Origin of the sequence: Amycolatopsis sp. NPDC047767, from assembly GCF_040704195.1 — a bacterium.
Classification (GTDB): domain Bacteria; phylum Actinomycetota; class Actinomycetes; order Mycobacteriales; family Pseudonocardiaceae; genus Amycolatopsis.
This window is the reverse complement of sequence record NZ_JBEYSJ010000019.1, coordinates 172,602-190,117: the sequence shown is the minus strand read 5'-3', so window position 1 is coordinate 190,117 and position 17,516 is coordinate 172,602. Positions and strand designations below refer to the sequence as shown.

The window sequence follows — 17,516 nt, the reverse complement described above, 5'->3', positions numbered from 1 at the left end:
CGCGGCGGAAAGGGCAACTTCGCCGTGGTGACCGCGCTGGAGTTCGCCTTGTTCCCGGTGCCCCGCCTCTACGGTGGGGGCCTCTATTTCCCCGGTGAGCGGATGGCCGACGTGCTGCGCGCGTGGACCGCCTGGCATCCGGGCACCCCGGAGACGATGATCTCGTCGTTCGCCGTGCTGCGCCTGCCACCGCTGCCCGAGCTGCCCGAACCGCTGCGCGGCGCGTTCACGGTGTCCTTGCGGTTCGCCTACACCGGCACGGCCGAGGACGGCGAGCGCCTGGTGGCTCCACTGCGGACAGTGGCTCCGGCGATCCTCGACACCGTGCGGGACATGCCCTACAGCGAGGTCGCGTCGATCCACAACGAGCCGACCGAACCGTTGCCCTACTACGAGCGGGGCATCATGCTGCGCGAGTTCCCCGAGGAGGCACAGGAAAAGCTGATCGAGCTCGTCGGCCCGGAGTCCGGCACCACCATGTGGATCGCCGAACTGCGCGCCCTGGGCGGGGCGTGGGACCGCGAGCCGGCCGTGCCCAACGCCGTGGCGACCAGGGGCCTGCCCTACAGCCTGCTGGGCGTCGAGGTCGGTCCGCTGTCGCAGGAGCACCAGCTCAAGGAATCGGTCGCCGTCCTGCTCGAGGGCATGCGGCCCTGGCAAAGCGACCGGCGGCTGGTCAACAACCTCGCCCCCGAAGAAGCGCCCGACGCCGCCGCGATCTACGGACCGGAACGCTACCGACGCCTCACGGCCGCGAAGTCGAACTACGACCCGGACAACATGTTCCGGATCAACCACAACGTGGTGCCGGCCGGCTGAACAGCCGATCGGCCGAAAGTCCCCGTGCCCCTTGAGGTGACGGTCACTTCGCCCGGGCCTGTCGCGCCCGACACACTCGGCCCCACTGCGCGGATGTCGTCCTATATTCAAATGTACGTACATTTGAGCGCGCCCCCGGACCGGGACCCGGCGCGCAGCGCAGCCAGGAGGAGCACTATGTCCACTGTGGACTCGACGCACTTCGATCTCGTCGTGATCGGATTCGGCAGAGGGGGCAAGACACTGGCCGCCGCGATGGGGCGGCGCGGCCGCCGCGTCGCCGTGATCGAGCGGTCGGCGCAGATGTACGGCGGTACCTGCCCCAACGTCGGGTGCGTGCCCACCAAATCGCTGATCCACCACGCGGAAACCGGTACCGGGCACGGCGAAGCGGTCGGCAAGACGCGGAACCTGACGACGAGGCTGCGCGGCATCAACTTCTCCACGCTGGACTCGATCGAGTCCGTCACCGTCCTCACCGGACAGGCCGCGTTCGTCGACCCCAAAACGGTGGAGGTCAGCGCCGGCGACGACCGCCTGACCGTGACCGGCGACACCATCATCATCAACACCGGGGCCGAGCCCGTCCTGCCCGCGATCCCCGGGCTCGCCGGCAGCACCCGCGTCCACACGAGCACCGACCTCATCGGGCGGGACAACCTCCCGCGCCGGCTGGCCGTGCTCGGCGGTGGGCACGTGGGCATCGAGTTCGCGTCGATGTTCGCGCAGTTCGGCAGCGAGGTGACGGTGCTCGACCGCGCGCCGCGCATCCTGGGCCGGGAGGACGACGATGTCGCCGCGGCCGCGGAACAGGTGCTGGCCGACACCGGGGTCCGGTTCGTCCTCGGCGCCGAGGTCACCCGGCTGTCGGAGACGGCCGAAGGCGCCCGCCTCGACTACCGCCAGGGCGACGACGACGGCACGATCGTCGTCGACGCGGTGCTGGTCGCGGCCGGCCGCAAGCCCGCCACCGAAGGCCTCCGCCTGGACCTCGCGGGCGTGGCGACCACGGCCGGCGGCGCGGTCGAAGTGGACGATCGGCTGCGCACCGGCCAGCCCCACATCTTCGCGGTCGGCGACGTCAAGGGCGGGCCGCAGTTCACCTACGTCTCCCTCGACGACAGCCGCATCGTCGCCGACCAGCTCACCGGCCCCGGCACCCGATCCACCGCCGACCGCGCCCACATCCCCTACGCGCTCTTCCTGACGCCCCCCTTGGCCCGGGTGGGACTCACCGAACAGGCCGCGCGCGAGCAGGGGTACGCGGTGAAGGTGGCGGAAAAAGCGGTCGCCGACATCGTCGCGATGCCGAAAGCGAAGATCCTCGGCGAGACCCGGGGCCTGATGAAATTCGTCATCGACGCGAAGACCGACCGGATCCTCGGCGCCGCCCTGCTGAGCGTCGACGCCCAAGAGCTGATCAACCTGGTCACCCTGGCCATGCGGCACGGCGTCACCGCCACGGATCTGCGCGACGGGATCTACACGCACCCGTCGTCGACCGAGGCGTTCAACGAAGTGCTGGCCGCCACGCGCAGCTGACGCGGCCGGGCGGAACCCGCCAACCCCGCCCGCCGGCGCGATTCCCGGCGCCGTGATCCCCCGCTCGCTGATCCGGTGGGTCCCGGCGACACACCGGTTGCGGGACAAGGATCCGCGCTGACCCGTCCCGCTTCGTCCAGGTCAGGTCTGTTGCAGCGCCGAGAGAACAGCGCGCAGGTGGCGGCGCGTCGCGTCGGCGGCCCGGTCCGGGTCGCCGTCGCAGATCGCGGAGATGATGGCGAGGTGCTCGGCAAGGGATTCACGAGCCCGCCCCGGCCGGGTGGTGAGGCGGAACCGGTGCAGCACGGACTGCGCGCGCAGGCGTTCCAGGATGCGCGTCGCCGTGTGGTGGGCGCTGAGCCGGCGCACGAGGGTGTGCAGCTGGTGGTTGAGCTCGGACTGCCGGGCCAGATCCGCGTCGTCGACGGCGTCGCTCATGGCGTCGGCCAGCGCCTGCAGGGCACCTCGCTCGTCAGCGTCGGCCCGCGTCGCGGCGAGCGAGGCACACAACGGTTCGAGCATCAGGCGCACGTCGCAGATCTCGACGGCCTCGTCCAGCGACACCGCGCGGACGCGCGCGCCCCGGTTCCGGACGCGCTCGATCAGCCCTTCGTTCATCAGTTCCAGCAGCGCGAGCCGGACCGCGCTGCGGCTCGCGCCGAACTGGTCGGCCAGGTCGCTTTCGACCAGCCGCTGGTTCGGCACGAACTCGCCCCGCAGGATCGCGTCGCGGATGACGTCGCTGACCGCGGGGGCCGACGCGGTCGAGGGGTCCGCCGTCTCAGCCCGCACGCGACATCACCGGCTCGCGGGCAGGTCTCGGCAGTTCCCGGATCCGCGCAGCCGCACCGCTGCCGTGTTCACCCAAGCCGATCACCTCGTCGAAACGGAGTTCCACGCGGCCCGGCCGCCCGCGTCACGAAGCCGGCGTGCGACCGAGCGTGGTCCGGGGCAGGCCGCCCAGCTCGCTGAGCTTCTGCAAGGACCCGACCAGGCTCGAGAGGTGAGCCCGCATCGCGGCCTCGGCCCGGTCCCCGTCCCCCGAGGCGACCGCCTCGATGACGCTGACGTGCTCGGCGAGCCCTTCCTCGATCCGCCCCGGCAGCAACGACACCTGGAACTGGTACCGCACGCTGGGGTAGCGCAGCCGTTCCAGCACCTCGGTCGCCGTCCGCTGGTCACCCAGCTCGCGGATCACGTGGTGCGATTCCTGGCTGATGTCGTTGTAGGCGGCGATGTCACCGGCCTTCACCGCCGCGCGCATCGCCTTGGCGAGCTTCTGGAGGCGGCGCCGGTCTTCCGCACCGATCACCGACGCGGCCTTGCGCGCGCACAGCCCCTCGACCACGGCGCGCACCTCGGTGATCTCGATCGCCTCGCGCAGCGAGATCGGCCGCACCGACGCGCCGCGGTTGCGCTCGCGGATCACGAGGCCCTCGTTCTCCAGCATCACCAGGGCCTCGCGCACGCTCCCGCGCGACGATCCGAACGTGGCCGCGAGATCGACCTCGACGAGCCGCTGGCCGGGAAAGAGCTCGCCGTGGACGATGGCGGTCCGCAACCGGTCGACGAGCGTTTCTCGGTTTTCCACAGGCGGCCGCCCTCCTTTCAAGGCCGGCCGTCCAGCCGGATCGTTGCCATTTTACCCTAACAGGATCGTTGGCAATCTGAGTGGACGATCGGGTGTTTCACCGGCCGCTCAGTGCGGTTCGTCCTGCGCGTCGACCACCGACAAAGCCCGCCCGGGCACCGGGACCGACACCTCGTCGCCGGGACGCACGTCCGAGTGCCGGGCCGACCGGCACTCGATGCGCTCGTCGCCGACCGCCACGATGTGCCGGATGCACTCGCCCTCGAACGACTGGGCGACCACGGTGCCGGACAGTTCGTTCGCCCCCGCCGACCCGGGGGCGCCGGCGGTCCGGCGCCGCGGCTCGAGGTCTTCCGGGCGCAGCACCAGGACGACGTCGGTGAGCCCGGCCGGCACCGCTTCGTCGAGCACGAGCGGGCCGACGTCCGTGAGCACCGTCCGACGGCCCGAGCCGTCGTCGATCTTCGCCGGGAGCAGGTTCGGCGACCCGATGAACCGGGCCACGAACAGGTTCTGCGGGTGGTCGTAGATCTCGCGCGGGGTGCCCTGCTGCATGATGCGCCCGCCGCTCATGATGGTGATCACGTCGGAGATCGCCAGCGCCTCGGCCTGGTCGTGGGTGACGTAGAGGGTGGTCAGCCCCAGTTCGCTCTGCAGCCGCTTCAGTTCCAGGCGCATCGACGCGCGAAGCTGCGCGTCGAGGTTGGACAGGGGCTCGTCGAGCAGCAGCAGGCGCGGCCGGCCGACCATGGCGCGGGCGAACGCGAGCCGCTGCTGCTGGCCGCCGGAGAGCTTCGTGGCCGACCGGTCGATGGCCTCGCTCAGCCCGACCGATTCCAGTGCCGCCACCACCAGCTTGTCGACCTCGGCCTTGGGCCGCTTGGCCCGGCCCACCCGCATCGGGAACGCGACGTTCTGGCGCACGGACATGTGCGGCCAGATCGCGTAGGACTGGAACACCATGCCGAGCCGGCGCCGGTCCGGCGAGAGGTCCACGGACCGCTCGGCGGAGAAGAGTGTGTCGCCGCCCAGCTCGATCTCGCCGGAGTCCGGGTGCTCGAGCCCCGCGACCGACCGCAGCAGCGTGGTCTTGCCACACCCCGACGGCCCCAGCAGCGTGTGGAACTGCCCCTCCTCCACGCGCAGGCTCACCCCGCCCAGCGCGGGACGGTGCTTGCCGGCATCGACCCCTCGCCGCCGCAACCGGGCGGATGAGGCGGGGTCGTACTTCTTCACCACGTCGTTGATCTTGAGCATCGGTTCGACCGCCTTGGGTTCGGGCTACTGGTTGCGCACGCCACGGCGCGCCGCGATGAGCTGCGAGATGACGACCAGGACCGTCAGCACGACGACGAGGACCACGCCGATCGCCGACACCAGGGTGGTGTTGCCGTCCTGGTACTCCTGGAAGATCGTCACGGAGAGGACTTCCTTGCCCGGGGTGTAGAGCAGGATGCTGCTCTGCAGCTCCCGGAAGCTGACGATGAGGATGTAGACCCATCCGCCGATCAGGCCCGGCGCGGCCAGCGGGAGCAGGACGCGCCGCATCGTCTCGAACCAGCGGGCCCCGGAGACGTGGGCCGACTCCTCGAGCTCGGCCGACACCGTCGAAAGCGCGGCGCCCGCGTACCGCATGCCGTAGGGGATGAACCGGGTCGTGTAAGCGATGAAGAGGATGACCAGCGTCCCGTAGATCGGCAGCGACGTGCGGAGGTACACCACCGCCAGCGCGACGCCGAACACGAGACCGGGGATCACCAGCGGCGAGAACGCCAGCGCGTCGAGCAGCCGCCGGCCCGACGATCTCGTGCGGACCACGACCCAGGACGCGACCGCGGACAGGACCATCGCCGCGGTGGCCGCGCACACGGCGACGATCACGGTGTGCTCGAACGAGTGGATGATCCCGCTGTCGCCGAACAGCGTGCGGTAGTTGTCCAGGTTCAGGTCGCCCAGGGCCTGGAGGCTGGGTTGCTCGTAGTTCTTCAGCAGCGACGAGTAGAGCAGGATCAGCAGCGGCAGCACCACGGCGAGGACGAAGTAACCCAGCACCAGCAGTGCCGCGACCCACCTCCCCCGGCCGAGTTTCTCGCGCCGCGGCCGGAACGCCTTGCCGCTGATCGTCCCGGACTCGCGCAGCGACCCGCCCGCGCGCCCCGCCAGCCAGACGCCGACGCACGCGATCACCAGCAGGCCGATCCCGATCGCCCCGATCGCCTGGTAGTCGGTGGGGTATTCCTGGTACAGGTAGTAGAGCTTGCTGGTGAGCACGTAGTGCCCGCCCGAGAGCCCGAGGAACGTGGGGATTTCGAAGACTTCCAGCGACTGCACGAAGACGATGAGCGCGGCGCCCGCCAGCGCGGGCTTGACCATCGGCAGGGTGATCCGGGTCAGCACCCGCCACCGGCCGAGCCCGGCGACCCGGGCCGCCTCCTCCATCGACGGGTCCGCGGCGCGGAAAGCCGCCGACAGCAACAGGAAGACGATCGGCGCGGAGTGCAGGCTCTGCACCCAGATCATGCCCCACACCGAGTAGACGTCGAACGGCCGGATGCCGAACAGGAACCCGGTGACGTTGTTGAGCAGGCCGATGTTCGAGCTGCCCAGGAAGATCCACGCCGGCGCGTACAGGATCGCCGGGATGATCAGCGGGATCAGGGCCGAGAGGCTCAGCAGCCGCCGGAACGGGACGTCGGTGCGCTCGGCCAGGTAGGCGAACCCGCCGCCGATCACCATCGACACGACCATCGAGCCGAAGGCGAACGCCAGCGTGTTCCCGATCATCGCCCAGGTGTCGGAGTCGTTCGGGAACGCCCGGGCGAAGCCCCCGAGGCCGGCCGAGCCGTCGTCTGCGACGAAGGTCCGCCAGAGCAGGAAACCCAGTGGCACCAGGACGAGGTAGCCGAGCAGCAGCACGACCACCGCCACGACCACGTGCTTGGCCTGGACGCGCGCGAGGACCCGGCGCAGTACCCCGGGGCCCGGCCCGGGGCCGGGACCGGCGGGCGGCCGGTCGAGAAGGGTCTGGGTCATCGCGGAAGCACCGGATCCTTGCCCTTGAGCAGGTTGCTCCACGCCTCTTGCCACGCGTTGCCCCGGTCGGAGGCCAGGGTCCGCCAGTCGTCGTACACGAAATCGGTTCCTTCCGGCAGGCGCGGCCGGTAGCCCGGGATCGCCGCGGGGTTGGTGGGGATGTACCCGGCGTCGTGCAGGTACTTCTGCGCCTCGGTGAGGTAGAAGTCGCAGAACAGCAGCGCGGCCGCCGGGTGGGCCGCGCCCTTCATCGGATCGGCCCCCAGGATCTGCAGCGTCACGGGGTCCATGGGCGGGGAGAACGAGAGGTCCTTCGCGCGGCTGGGCACGTACTGGAGGAAGTCCGACAGGAAGACCGGGAAGTCGCCCGCCTGCAGCAGCGTGGTGTTGGAGACGTGGCCGTCGACGACCCGGAAGTTCTTCGCGACGCCCTTCATCATGGCGGCGAAGTCGTTGTCGGACATGCCTTTCTGCTTCGTGTAGTAGTTGTACACGTCCTCGTACCAGTTGAAGTCGCCCTGGTCGACCGCGACCTTGCCCTGCCACTTCGGATCGGCGTAACCCGCGAGGTCGTGCGGGAGCCCGCCGGGCTGGACCAGCCGCACGTTGTGGATCGGCAGGGTGGCGATGTAGTACGCGCCGACCATGTCGTCGGTCTTCGCCTCGGCCGGGATCGTCGACGTGATGTCGCTCTGGTACGGGGCGATCAGGCCCTGCCCGCCGAGGATCGCCATCTCGGAGTCCTTGGTCTCGACCACGTCGTTCAGGACCCGGTGCGCGCCGGCTTCCTGCAGGACGCGCCCACGGACCTGTTCGGTCGTCGCGCGGTAGACCGCGACGTCGATCCCGTATTCCTTCTCGAAAGCGGGGACGATCTTCTTCTCGATCGCGGTGTTGGTGACGTAGATGACCAGCTGGCCCTCGGCCTTGGCTGCGTCGACGAGCTGGTCGTGGCGCGATTTCCCCTTCAGGGCGGCGAATTTCGCGTAGACCGCGACCGCCTCGGTGTTCACAGGGGGAAATCCGCACGCCGCCGTCAGGCCGCCCAGGCAGGCCACAGCGAGCAGGCAGGCAAGGCGCTGCCGCGGCTTCTCGAGCATCGTTGCTCCTCATTCCGGTGACGGCTGCGCTCCGCGCACCCGCGTACAGAGACTACGTGATGTCGAACAATATGACTAGCAATATTGTCGGACAATCAGAGGTCGACGACGAGCTCCGAAGTGGCCGCCCTGCTGCAGCACAACGTGATGACCGAGCCGGACGCCTTCTCCCCCGGAGTCAGCACCACGTCGCGGTGGTCCGGCGTCCCCGAAAGCACCCCCACCACGCAGGTTCCGCACACGCCCTGCTCGCACGCCGTCGGGACGAACACGCCCGCCCGGTCGAGGACCTGGGCCGGGGTCTCGGTCGCGCCGACCTCCACGGTCACCTTGCTGCGGGCCGCGGTCAGCACGAACGGACGTCCTTCGGTGTCGGCCTCGTGCTTGAAGTGCTCGACCCGGAACGCCCGGGCCCCGATCCCCGCGGCGAGGGCGCCCTTGCGCACGAAGTCCATGAACGCCTCGGGCCCGCACACGTAGACCGTCGACTGTGGACCGGCCGCGCGCAGCACCTCCTCCGGGGCGAACGCGCTCCCGTCGGAGTCCGCTCCGACGTGCAGGGCACCGGGCGGGACGAGGGATTCGAGTTCGGCGGTGTAGACCGCCCGGTCGGGCGTGCGCACGCGGTAGTGGAACTCGAAGCCGGCGTTGCGCGCGGCGAGCCGGCGCGCCATCGCCAGCAGCGGGGTCACGCCGATGCCCCCGGCGATCAGCACCGCGTGCTCGTCGTCCTCCCCCAGCTCGAACGTGTTCTTCGGCTCGCTCACGAGGATCCGGTGCCCGGGCCGCAGCCGCTCGTGCACGAACCGCGAACCGCCCCGGGAGTCGGCGGTCTTGAGCACCGCGATCTTCGCGGTTCCGTCCTCTTCGGACGCCGAAAGCAGCGAGTACTGCCGGATCAGGCCGTTGGGCAGGTGCACGTCGACGTGCGCGCCCGGCCCGTGGCCGGGCCACGGGCTGCCGTCGACCGGGCGCAGCTCGACCTCGAGGACACCGTTGCCGACGATCCGCCGGCCGCTGACCTCGACCTCGATCGTTCCCTCCGGCGCGGTCACGAAGCCGTCCCCATGCGGTCGGCGGCCAGCCGCACGACCTGGCGCGACGACAGGGCCAGCAGCGGGTGCGCCCCGGCTTCGACGAGCGCGTCGAAGCCCGGGCGGCGCAACGCGTCCTGGAAGCGGGGGTCGAGGCCGCTGGCGGCGATCACCGCGTCGGCGTCGCGCGCGTAGTCGTCGCGCAGCTGCTCCTCCACGATCAGGCGGTGGAGGAACCGGTTGAGCGGCAACGACTCCGGCTCGGGGAACTTGTAGTAGACGAAGTCCTCGCTGGTGAACTCGTACCCGCCGTACTTCGGCACCGACACCTCGCGGCTCGCCTCGTGCACGGTGTCGTCGGCGGCCTGGGGCAGGAACTGCACGACGCCCTGACCGTGGTGGGCCAGCTCCTGGTACGAGAGCAGATGCCCGGGCAGCTCGCCGATGATGCCGAGCAGCACGAACCAGGTCAGCAGCTCGCTCTCGCCGACCTCGTCGAGGTTGACGGGGGTGAGGTCGAGCAGGTCCTGGTACCGGCCGGCGGCGGTCTCCTGGACGACCCAGCGGTCGAACTCGTAGTTCGGCGCCATGTACCGGGAGGTGCCCGGGAAGTGGGACATGCCGCCGCTCGCGATGATCGCGATGCGCTCGTCGCGGGTCTCCAGCGCGCGGCCGATGGCCCGGCCCAGCTCGTAGCAGCGGCGCGGGCTCGGGATCGGCGGCAGGTAGGTGTTCACCAGCAGCGGCACCACCGGGGCGTCGGTCTTGCCGAGGATGTACTTGAACGGCGTGAGGAACGCGTGTCCCAGCACGGCTTCCTGGGAGTAGGTGACGTCGAAGCCGTCGGCGATCACCTTCTTCAGCAGGTCGACGGCGACCTCGGTGTGCACCTTCTTGTGCATCTGCTGTTCCATGTAGTGCGCCTCGCACTCCTGCGAGACCACCATCGTGAACGTCGGCACCGCCTCCAGCCAGAAGGTCTCGAGGTGGTCGAGGCCGATGACGAGCACCGCGTCGGGCGCGGCTTCCTCGATGGCCGCGCCGAACGCCACCAGTGCGTCCGTGCTCTTGTCGAGCTTGTCGAGCTCCTCGTGCTGGGGCCGGCTCAGCAGCTGCGGCGCGTGGACCGCGGCCGCCGCCGCGACGATCTCAGCCATGCGTTTCTCCTTCGGGGGATGTCGGGGCTCGGTGGTCTAGAGGTCCAGGGTCTGCGGGGCGAAGACTTCGTCGAGCGACACCTTGCGCACGGCGATGCCCTGCTCGGCCACGTACTGCCCGAGCCGGTCGAGCATCGTGCGGTTGGCCGCCATTCCGTACGGCACGGGGTCGGTCGCGGCGAGGCGGCGGGTGGCGTCCGCGGTCGCGGGATCCAGCAGCCGCCACGGTTCGAAGCTCTTCGCGGCCTCGGCCAGCACGGCGGCCTTGGCCTCGGTGAAGGCCGAGTACAGGTTCAGCACCAGCCACGGCAGCTCCTCGGCGAGCTCCCGCCGCACGGCGACGCAGTGCGTGGCGTGCAGACCGGTGCCGCCGGCGAGGTAGCGGGCCCGTTCAGTCTCGGGGTCGAACAGCCGGCGCACCCTCAGGTCGGCTTCGCTGCGTTCGGGCGAGCGGTCGACGAGGTTCTTCTCCGACAGGTACAGCAGGGATCCGGCGAGGTAGTCCTCGGCGAGCAGGGTGCCGATGTTCTCCTCCGGCGACATCACGTCGACGCGCACACCCTCGGGCGGCCGGAAGTCCGTCGCCGCGCCGTGGCTGTGGGCGGCGCCGCGTTCCATGACCCAGTGGACGTCGGCGGGATCGACGCCGAAGTCGTGCTGCAGCACGCCGCGGCTCCACACCGCGGAGGTCTGCTGGTACTCCGGCACGCCGATCTTCCGCCCGCGCAGGTCCGCGGGGCTCTCGATGCCGGAGCGCTCGCCGACGACGATACCGAGGTGGCACAGCGTGCGGGTGGTGAACACGGGCAGGGCCACGAACCGCCGGTCGTCCAGCGAGGCCAGGCGGAAGCAGGTCGACAGCGACGCCTCGAAGACGTCGAACTCGGCGAAGTGCAGCTGCCGCCAGAACAGCTCCGACGGGTGGTAGGCCAGCATCGTCGGGTCGACGCCGGCGATCCGGGCGCGCCCGTCGAGCAGCGGGCGGGTGAACGTGTTGTCGGTGAGGGCGACGGTGAGCCGGCGCGTCATGCGCTCTCCCCCGCGCGGTTCAGGATGAGCAGCAGGTAGCCCGTGGTCGAGGAGTTGTAGATGATCGGCTGGATCCGGTCGAAGGTCCACCCCTCGGCGACGGCAGTGTTGAGCTCGCGTTCGAGCTCTTCGGACACGGCCTCGGGCGTGAGGCCGGTGGCGCGGATGGTCACGATCTTGTAGGTCATGGGTCGCTTTCGTCGGTTCGGCGTGGGGCTCAGTACCAGGCGGACTGCAGGTCCTTGGCGGCCTCGCGCCAGGCGTCGTCCTCGGCCACGAGCAGGTCGGCGGCGCGGGTGTCGCGGTGGTCTTCGGGAGAGGCCCCGACCATCGGCTCCCCGCGCTCGGCGCGGTCGGTCGCTTCGAGCAGGAGCTTGCGGGCGGTGGAGATCGCCAGGTCGGTGCTGCCGAGCGCTTCCTTGCTGCGGTCCACGATCCGGCCCATGCCGGTCTGGATCGCGAAGTCCTGGGTGTTGACGCCCTCGATGCCGGTGAACGTCCGCGTGCGCTGCACCTCGCGGTCGATCATGAAGTCGTTCTCCGGTTCCCGGACCAGCCAGTACGTCCCGGGTTTGAAGTCCTGCGGGCCGCGGCCCATCTCGTCCTCGTGCTCGGCGAACCACCCCTGCGGCATCGGCTGCTCGGGCCGGGCGGAGTAGGCGAAGTTGTAGATGGCGGTGTTGTGGTCGTCGATCGGCACCCAGATGTGGCCGTGCAGCGCGGGGTACTCGGCGTCCTCACCCTGGCCGTGCCAGCTCAGCAGCACACTGCGGATCTGCATGAACGGCATGGCGAACTGGTACACGCGCAGGTAGCGGCGCCCGCCGCCGACGCGGCGCAGGCTCGCGTAGGTGAACCCGTGCGGCTGCAGCTGTACCTCCAGCTTCGGGTGCCGGTCCAGCGCCCGCAACGACTTGGTGTTGGACAGGTCGTTGTTGTGTGCGAACGACGAGTGGGCGGTGTCGATCCCGCCCTCGATCGCCTGCAGGTAGTTGCACGGCTCGTTGGTCTTCGAGACGCCGCGGTGGGTCTCGGGCGCGCGCAGCCATTCGTAGTCGGGAGGTTCGGGCATCGTGTCGACCGGCCCCATGTAGGTCCAGACGATCCCGCCGGCCTCGTACACCGGGTAGGCCTTGATCCCGGCGCGGAACCGCAGCCGCGCACCCGGTTCCTCCGAGGGCGTGTCGAGGCAGTTGCCGTTCACGTCGAACTTCCAGCCGTGGTACACGCAGCGCAGACCGCATTCCTCGTTGCGGCCGAAGAACAACGGCGCCCGCCGGTGCGAGCAGTAGGCGTCGAGCAGGCCGACCTCGCCGTTGGAGTCCCGGAACGCCACCAGGTCCTCACCGAGCAACCGCACCCGCACGGGCGGGCTGTCGGGCTCGGGGACCTCCTCCGACAGGACGGCCGGGATCCAGTACCGGCGGAAGACCTGTCCCATGGGGGCCTCGCCCTCGACCCGGGTGAGCCGTTCGTTCTGTTCTCGTGTGATGCGCATCTTGCCTCCGAGGGGAACTGTCAGGCTGCGGTGTGCACGGCAGCGCGGGGTGTCACGGCTGCGCGACGGTGACGGTCGCGTGGATGACGTCGGCGACGGGCCCGTCGCCACCGGTGGAGAGGATGGCGTCGGCCACCCGGTCGTACGGCACCGTCATCGTCGCGAGTGGACGGACGAGGTCGAGGTTGTCCTGCAGGATCCCGATGGCCGACTCCACCGCGTCGAAACTGTGCCCGCGCATGCCGACCACGGTGAGGCACTTCCGGGACAGGGCCCCGAGATCGATCCCGTCCTGCGGCTTGCGCTCGCGCACGGGCAGCACCAGCCGGCCCGACTTGCGCAGCACCGCGATCGCGTCGTTGAACACCGCGGCCGTGCCGGACGCGGTGTTGACGACCAGGTCCGCGCCCTCGCCGCCAGTGGCTTCCCGGATCCGCTCCACCAGGTCGGGGCCGCTGGTGAACGTGTGGGTGGCGCCCAGGGACCGGGCCGCGGCGAGCCGCACGCCGTCGCGTTCGAGACCGACCGCGACGATCACCGACGCGCCGGCGATCCGCGAAGCCAGGACGCACCCGAGACCCTGCTGTCCCGGCCCGATCACGACGACCGCGGAGCCGGGGCCGGCTCCGCCGTTGCGGTAGGCCCACTCGTACCCGTTGGCCACCGGCAGCGCGAGGGTCGCGATGTCGGACGGCAGCGAGTCCGGCACGTGGTGCAGCACCGTGCGCGGGTGCAGGTACTGCAGTTCGCTGAACCCGCCCCACAGTCCCGGCGCCACGGTGAGCGCGGTGGTGCCGTACCGCAGCGCGTCGGGGCGCGCCGACGGGTCGGATTCGAGGCACCACCGGAACTCCGACGACCGGCAGAACCGGCAGTGTCCACAAGGGAGGTACTCCTCCAGCAGCACGCGGTCCCCCGGCGCCGCACCCCACCTCGCGACCGCGGACGCCGTCGCGTCCGCGATGACCCCCACGGTCTCGTGGCCCATGACCCGGGCGGGCTCGTCGGCCCGGTCGAAGGAAACCACGTCGGAACCGCAGATCCCCACCGCCTCGACGGCGAGCAGGCCGCCGCCGCCGGTCAGGTCCGGGACGGGGAGCTCGCGGAACTCGACGGTCCGGCGGCCGGTCGTGACCGCGGCCCGGGCCAGACGCTCGTTCGGCACTGAAGGTGTCCTTCCCTCGTCGCTGATCTGGTTGTACTTTATTGTTAACAATCCTGTCGCGCAATCTGCGTGAGGATGTAGTTCGCATAACGAAGGGGCGGGATGAGCACCTACGTACTGGTTCACGGGGCCTGGCACGGCGGCTGGTGCTGGCAGCGGGTGACAGCCGAACTCCAGCGGCTCGGGCACCGGGTCTTCGCGCCGACGCTGACGGGGATCAGCGACCGGCGCCACCTGATCTCCCCGGACGTGGGGCTCGAAACGCACACCGAGGACGTACTCGCCCTGCTTGAGGCGTGGGACCTGACGGACGTGGTCCTGGTGGGACACAGCTACGCCGGGCAGGTCGTCACCGAGGTGGCGGCGAGGAGCCGCGCCCGGATCGGGCATGCGGTGTACCTGGACGCGTTCGTCGCCGACGCCGGCGAGCGCGCGATCGACCTGCTGCCCGACCACGTGGCCGGGCACTACCGGGAATCCGTGGCCGGACCCGGTTTCGGGTGGCTGATCCCGCCGCGCTCGCTGGAAGTCCTCGGAGTGACCGAACAGGACGATCTGGACTGGCTGACCCCGCGGCTGTCACCCCATCCCTGGAAGACCTACCTGGACCCCGTGAGCGCCGCGCTGCCGCGTGACCTGCCGGCGACCTACCTCGACTGCACCGACTGGATGGCCGTGTTCGCGCCCTACGCCAAGCGAGCCGCCGAGCGCGGGTACGACGTCCAGGAGCTGTGCACCGGGCACGAGGCCATGGTCACGGCTCCGGCCGAGCTCGCCGGCGCCTTGCAGCGCGTCACCGTCTGAACCGGCTCACGCCGAGTCCACTCCGAACAGAGAGAGCCTCCATGGAGTTCCTGGTCCGATCGACCACCAGTTTCCCCCCGCACCTGACCGCGGACCACATCGGTGAGCTGCGAGCACAAGAGCGCGCCCTCGCGATGCGGCTGCGCGCCGAGGGCGTCCTGACGAAACTCTGGCGGCTGCCCGGCAAACGCGGCACGCTCGCCCTGTACGAGGCCCGGGACGCCACGCACCTGCACGAGATCCTCACCTCGCTGCCGCTGTTCCCCTACCTCGACGTCGAAGTCGAAGCCCTCGCGACCCATCCGCAGGAGCTGCTGCCCGAGGTCGTGAACCTCGCCGCCGCGGCGGCCGGGACGAACGGCGCAACCCGGGCGTGACCACCGCCGGCGGATGGTGCCGAACGGCCGCGAGCGCATCGTGCCCATCCGCCGGGCGGCGCGAACATCACTTCGATGGATCCGCCGCGGCCGTAGCGTCTTCTCGTTCCGTGACGCAGGATGGGGGGCATGCTTTCGAATCCGATGTGGCGCCGGTGCGGGGAAAACGTCGAGATCCCGGGGGTGCCCGCGTGACCGGAAATCGCCTGCGGGGCTACGTTTCGCACAGCGAAGACTTGCGATCCGGGCGGCTCAGTCCCCGTGCCTACCTCGAAGAAACGCTGACCCGCATCGACGAGCTCGACCCCACGGTGGCCGCGTTCGTCGTCCTCAACCGCGAAGGGGCGCGGCAGGCGGCGGACGAGGCGGCGCGGCGGTGGGCCGCCGGGCAACCGCTGTCGCCGATCGACGGCATGCCCGTGGCGATCAAGGACATCATCGAGACCGCCGACATGCCGACCGGGCAGGGCTCGCCGCTGTGGGAAGGCACCGAAGGCAACCGCGACTCGGCGAGCGTGCACGCGTTGCGCGAGGCGGGCGCGGTGATCGTGGGCAAGACCACCACGACCGAGCTGGCCTCGAAGCACCCGTGGCACGAGACCACGAACCCGCACGACCCGAGCCGCACGCCGGGCGGCTCGTCCAGCGGCACGGCGGCGGCCGTCGGGGCCGGCATGGTCCCGGTGGGCCTGGGCACGCAGCTGCTCGGCTCGATCCTGCGCCCGTCGAGCTTCTGCGGCGCGGTGGGTTTCAAGCCGAGCGTCGGCGCCGTCAACCGGAGTGGTTCGCACGACCACTTCAGCCAGAGCTGCCAGGGCTCGATCGGCGCGACGCTCGCCGACACCTGGGCGGTCCTGCGCGCCATCGCCGACCGCGCCGGCGGCGACCCCGGCTACGGCGGCCTCGCCGGCGACGTGGACTTCACCCGGCGTACCAAGCCGATGAAGCTCGCCGTCCTCGAAACCGGCGGCTGGAGCGCGACCACCGAAGGCGCGCGCCAGGCCTTCGCCGCGGCGAGGCAACGCCTGCAGGAGCACGGCATCGAGGTCCTGGACCGCACGCAGGACGAGCGGATCGAAACGGCCGAAACCGCCGTCGCCGACGCACTGCGGCTCACGCAGGCCATCGTCGCCTGGGAGGGCCGCTGGCCGCTCAACACCTACGCCGACCTGGACGCCACCAAGCTCAGCCTCGACGCGCGTGAACGCCTGAAGATCGCCGAAGCGATGACCCAGCACGAATACCGCGAGCTCCTCGCCCAGCGCGCCGCCGCCCGCGCCACCTACGAGACCACCGCGGCCCACTTCGACGCCACGATCACCCTCGCCGCCTGCGGCGCCGCCCCGACGGGCCTCGACTCGACCGGCAACGTCGCCATGAACGTGACGGCGTCCCTGCTCGGCTGCCCCGCCTTGACCCTCCCGGTCCTGGCGGACGAGGGTCTGCCCCTCGGCCTGCAGATCCTGGGCCGCACCAACCGCGACGCGGAGCTGTTCGAGGTGGCGAACTGGATCGCCGACGAGGGACTGGGCCGCCCGGACCTGGTGGGCAGCGTCTCCCGGTAGTCCGCGCCCTGCCCTGGCCGCACTACGCGGTCGACGGGCCGGGCAACACCCCCGGCCACCTCGCACGGCTCGTCGACCGCGATCTACTTCTTCAGGACGAAAGTCAGAACTCCGATGACCAGCGTGACGAAGACGCCGGTCAAACCGATCATCGCCGAGCGCCAGGCGTGGCTTGCCTCGGTGCGGTGTTTTCGGTAGTCCTCGTTGCTCACTGCGTGCACCGCGGCATAAGACTTGGGGAGCCGCTGGAGCGACCACGTGCCCGACACAACGGCCAGGAACGTCAACCCGCCGCCCAGAAACCAGCCGGCGGCACCCATATCGGAAACAATTCTCAAGGGCGTGATCACAGCCAGCACCGCCGCGAAAAGATAAGGCCATGCCGCCGCCCGGTAGCGGGCGGACGGTCGGGGGCCAGGTCGGTCCTTCGTCTGCCGTGCCCGTGCCCACCGCGTGTAAACGGCTTCGCTCACATGCCGTTCGCCGATCGCGACCGCCTGGGTACTGGCGAGGATCACCTCGGCCTTTGCCGACTTCACGACGATGCGACGAAGCTCTGCATCAGACAGCTTCGGAAGGTCCGACGGCTCCTCGAACGAGCCGCCGTCGAATTCGAACTCGGTGCGAGTCGCCCCGTCGGCGAGACCCTCGTCGAGAAGCTCTCGGAGAGCTTCAAGGTCGTCGATGGTGACATGAACCCGGCCGAGTTGCCGCCGGTGCCGGCCGAGGGCCTGCTGCTGGTCCAGAAGCCCGCGTCGCTTGACCGTCATCGGTGAAGCGTATCGAGCAACGTAGAACGATC

General features: G+C 70.3%; 17 protein-coding genes. 5 read left to right on the top strand and 12 right to left on the bottom strand.

Annotated features, from left to right (window positions below; all coding sequences use genetic code 11):
* Together AB0878_RS30605 and AB0878_RS30600 are read left to right on the top strand one after the other, a co-directional pair.
* The coding region (locus AB0878_RS30605; RefSeq protein ID WP_366583684.1) for a BBE domain-containing protein at nucleotides 1–819 on the top strand (819 nt) is incomplete at its 5' end.
* Nucleotides 820–996: 177 nt separating this feature from the next.
* Nucleotides 997–2,361, top strand: a complete 1,365-nt coding sequence (locus AB0878_RS30600) for an FAD-dependent oxidoreductase (protein ID WP_366583683.1) — start codon at nucleotides 997–999, stop codon at nucleotides 2,359–2,361.
* A gap of 141 nt (nucleotides 2,362–2,502) precedes the next feature.
* On the opposite strand, the gene AB0878_RS30595 is transcribed toward AB0878_RS30600, so the two are convergent.
* The 11 genes from AB0878_RS30595 to AB0878_RS30545 all read right to left on the bottom strand — a co-directional run bounded on the left by AB0878_RS30595 (nucleotide 2,503) and on the right by AB0878_RS30545 (nucleotide 13,968).
* Complete coding sequence (locus AB0878_RS30595; RefSeq protein WP_366583682.1) at nucleotides 2,503–3,153, bottom strand: GntR family transcriptional regulator; 651 nt, start codon at nucleotides 3,151–3,153, stop codon at nucleotides 2,503–2,505.
* Nucleotides 3,154–3,277: 124 nt separating this feature from the next.
* Nucleotides 3,278–3,952, bottom strand: a complete 675-nt coding sequence (locus AB0878_RS30590) for a GntR family transcriptional regulator (RefSeq protein WP_366583681.1) — start codon at nucleotides 3,950–3,952, stop codon at nucleotides 3,278–3,280.
* A 108-nt stretch (nucleotides 3,953–4,060) separates the two neighbouring features.
* Nucleotides 4,061–5,209: an ABC transporter ATP-binding protein gene (locus tag AB0878_RS30585; protein WP_366583680.1), complete on the bottom strand. Its 1,149-nt coding sequence runs from the start codon at nucleotides 5,207–5,209 to the stop codon at nucleotides 4,061–4,063.
* Between the two features lie 24 nt (nucleotides 5,210–5,233).
* Entirely contained in the window at nucleotides 5,234–6,985 is a 1,752-nt protein-coding gene (locus AB0878_RS30580; protein WP_366583679.1) for an iron ABC transporter permease, read from the bottom strand.
* Nucleotides 6,982–8,085 (bottom strand): extracellular solute-binding protein, encoded by a 1,104-nt coding sequence (locus tag AB0878_RS30575; RefSeq protein ID WP_366583678.1) that lies wholly within the window; start codon nucleotides 8,083–8,085, stop codon nucleotides 6,982–6,984. The genes AB0878_RS30580 and AB0878_RS30575 overlap by 4 nt, the downstream gene beginning before the upstream one ends.
* Nucleotides 8,086–8,180: 95 nt before the next feature.
* Nucleotides 8,181–9,140 (bottom strand): PDR/VanB family oxidoreductase, encoded by a 960-nt coding sequence (locus AB0878_RS30570; RefSeq protein ID WP_366583677.1) that lies wholly within the window; start codon nucleotides 9,138–9,140, stop codon nucleotides 8,181–8,183.
* A complete protein-coding gene (locus AB0878_RS30565) occupies nucleotides 9,137–10,276 on the bottom strand; it encodes a hypothetical protein (protein WP_366583676.1) in 1,140 nt (379 codons plus the stop codon). The genes AB0878_RS30570 and AB0878_RS30565 overlap by 4 nt, the downstream gene beginning before the upstream one ends.
* A gap of 36 nt (nucleotides 10,277–10,312) precedes the next feature.
* A complete protein-coding gene (locus tag AB0878_RS30560; protein WP_366583675.1) occupies nucleotides 10,313–11,305 on the bottom strand; it encodes an ABC transporter substrate-binding protein in 993 nt (330 codons plus the stop codon).
* On the bottom strand, nucleotides 11,302–11,493 hold the full coding sequence (locus AB0878_RS30555; RefSeq protein ID WP_366583674.1) for a hypothetical protein: 192 nt from the start codon (nucleotides 11,491–11,493) through the stop codon (nucleotides 11,302–11,304). The genes AB0878_RS30560 and AB0878_RS30555 overlap by 4 nt, the downstream gene beginning before the upstream one ends.
* A gap of 29 nt (nucleotides 11,494–11,522) precedes the next feature.
* The gene (locus tag AB0878_RS30550; RefSeq protein WP_366583673.1) at nucleotides 11,523–12,803 is read right to left on the bottom strand and encodes a Rieske 2Fe-2S domain-containing protein; all 1,281 of its coding nucleotides are present in this window, start codon (nucleotides 12,801–12,803) and stop codon (nucleotides 11,523–11,525) included.
* Nucleotides 12,804–12,855: 52 nt separating this feature from the next.
* Entirely contained in the window at nucleotides 12,856–13,968 is a 1,113-nt protein-coding gene (locus AB0878_RS30545; protein ID WP_366583672.1) for a zinc-binding dehydrogenase, read from the bottom strand.
* A 102-nt stretch (nucleotides 13,969–14,070) separates the two neighbouring features.
* On the opposite strand from AB0878_RS30545, the gene AB0878_RS30540 reads away from it, so the two are divergent.
* From AB0878_RS30540 to AB0878_RS30530, 3 genes are all read left to right on the top strand, one after another.
* Nucleotides 14,071–14,772 (top strand): alpha/beta hydrolase family protein, encoded by a 702-nt coding sequence (locus AB0878_RS30540; RefSeq protein WP_366583671.1) that lies wholly within the window; start codon nucleotides 14,071–14,073, stop codon nucleotides 14,770–14,772.
* A gap of 41 nt (nucleotides 14,773–14,813) precedes the next feature.
* Complete coding sequence (locus tag AB0878_RS30535; protein ID WP_366583670.1) at nucleotides 14,814–15,149, top strand: muconolactone Delta-isomerase family protein; 336 nt, start codon at nucleotides 14,814–14,816, stop codon at nucleotides 15,147–15,149.
* 191 nt (nucleotides 15,150–15,340) lie between these two features.
* Nucleotides 15,341–16,714 (top strand): amidase, encoded by a 1,374-nt coding sequence (locus AB0878_RS30530; protein ID WP_366583669.1) that lies wholly within the window; start codon nucleotides 15,341–15,343, stop codon nucleotides 16,712–16,714.
* Between the two features lie 83 nt (nucleotides 16,715–16,797).
* On the opposite strand, the gene AB0878_RS30525 is transcribed toward AB0878_RS30530, so the two are convergent.
* Nucleotides 16,798–17,484, bottom strand: coding sequence for a hypothetical protein (locus tag AB0878_RS30525; protein WP_366583668.1), 687 nt, complete (start codon nucleotides 17,482–17,484; stop codon nucleotides 16,798–16,800).
* Nucleotides 17,485–17,516: the final 32 nt, after the last annotated feature.

What these genes read in the sequence shown, in the direction of transcription:
- AB0878_RS30565 (WP_366583676.1), bottom strand. Translation starts at nt 10,276, where the DNA reads ATGGCTGAGATCGTCGCGGCGGCGGCCGCGGTCCACGCGCCGCAGCTG.
- AB0878_RS30550 (WP_366583673.1), bottom strand. Translation starts at nt 12,803, where the DNA reads ATGCGCATCACACGAGAACAGAACGAACGGCTCACCCGGGTCGAGGGC.
- AB0878_RS30555 (WP_366583674.1), bottom strand. Translation starts at nt 11,493, where the DNA reads ATGACCTACAAGATCGTGACCATCCGCGCCACCGGCCTCACGCCCGAG.
- AB0878_RS30525 (WP_366583668.1), bottom strand. Translation starts at nt 17,484, where the DNA reads ATGACGGTCAAGCGACGCGGGCTTCTGGACCAGCAGCAGGCCCTCGGC.
- AB0878_RS30540 (WP_366583671.1), top strand. Translation starts at nt 14,071, where the DNA reads ATGAGCACCTACGTACTGGTTCACGGGGCCTGGCACGGCGGCTGGTGC.
- AB0878_RS30560 (WP_366583675.1), bottom strand. Translation starts at nt 11,305, where the DNA reads ATGACGCGCCGGCTCACCGTCGCCCTCACCGACAACACGTTCACCCGC.
- AB0878_RS30600 (WP_366583683.1), top strand. Translation starts at nt 997, where the DNA reads ATGTCCACTGTGGACTCGACGCACTTCGATCTCGTCGTGATCGGATTC.
- AB0878_RS30535 (WP_366583670.1), top strand. Translation starts at nt 14,814, where the DNA reads ATGGAGTTCCTGGTCCGATCGACCACCAGTTTCCCCCCGCACCTGACC.
- AB0878_RS30575 (WP_366583678.1), bottom strand. Translation starts at nt 8,085, where the DNA reads ATGCTCGAGAAGCCGCGGCAGCGCCTTGCCTGCCTGCTCGCTGTGGCC.
- AB0878_RS30585 (WP_366583680.1), bottom strand. Translation starts at nt 5,209, where the DNA reads ATGCTCAAGATCAACGACGTGGTGAAGAAGTACGACCCCGCCTCATCC.
- AB0878_RS30580 (WP_366583679.1), bottom strand. Translation starts at nt 6,985, where the DNA reads ATGACCCAGACCCTTCTCGACCGGCCGCCCGCCGGTCCCGGCCCCGGG.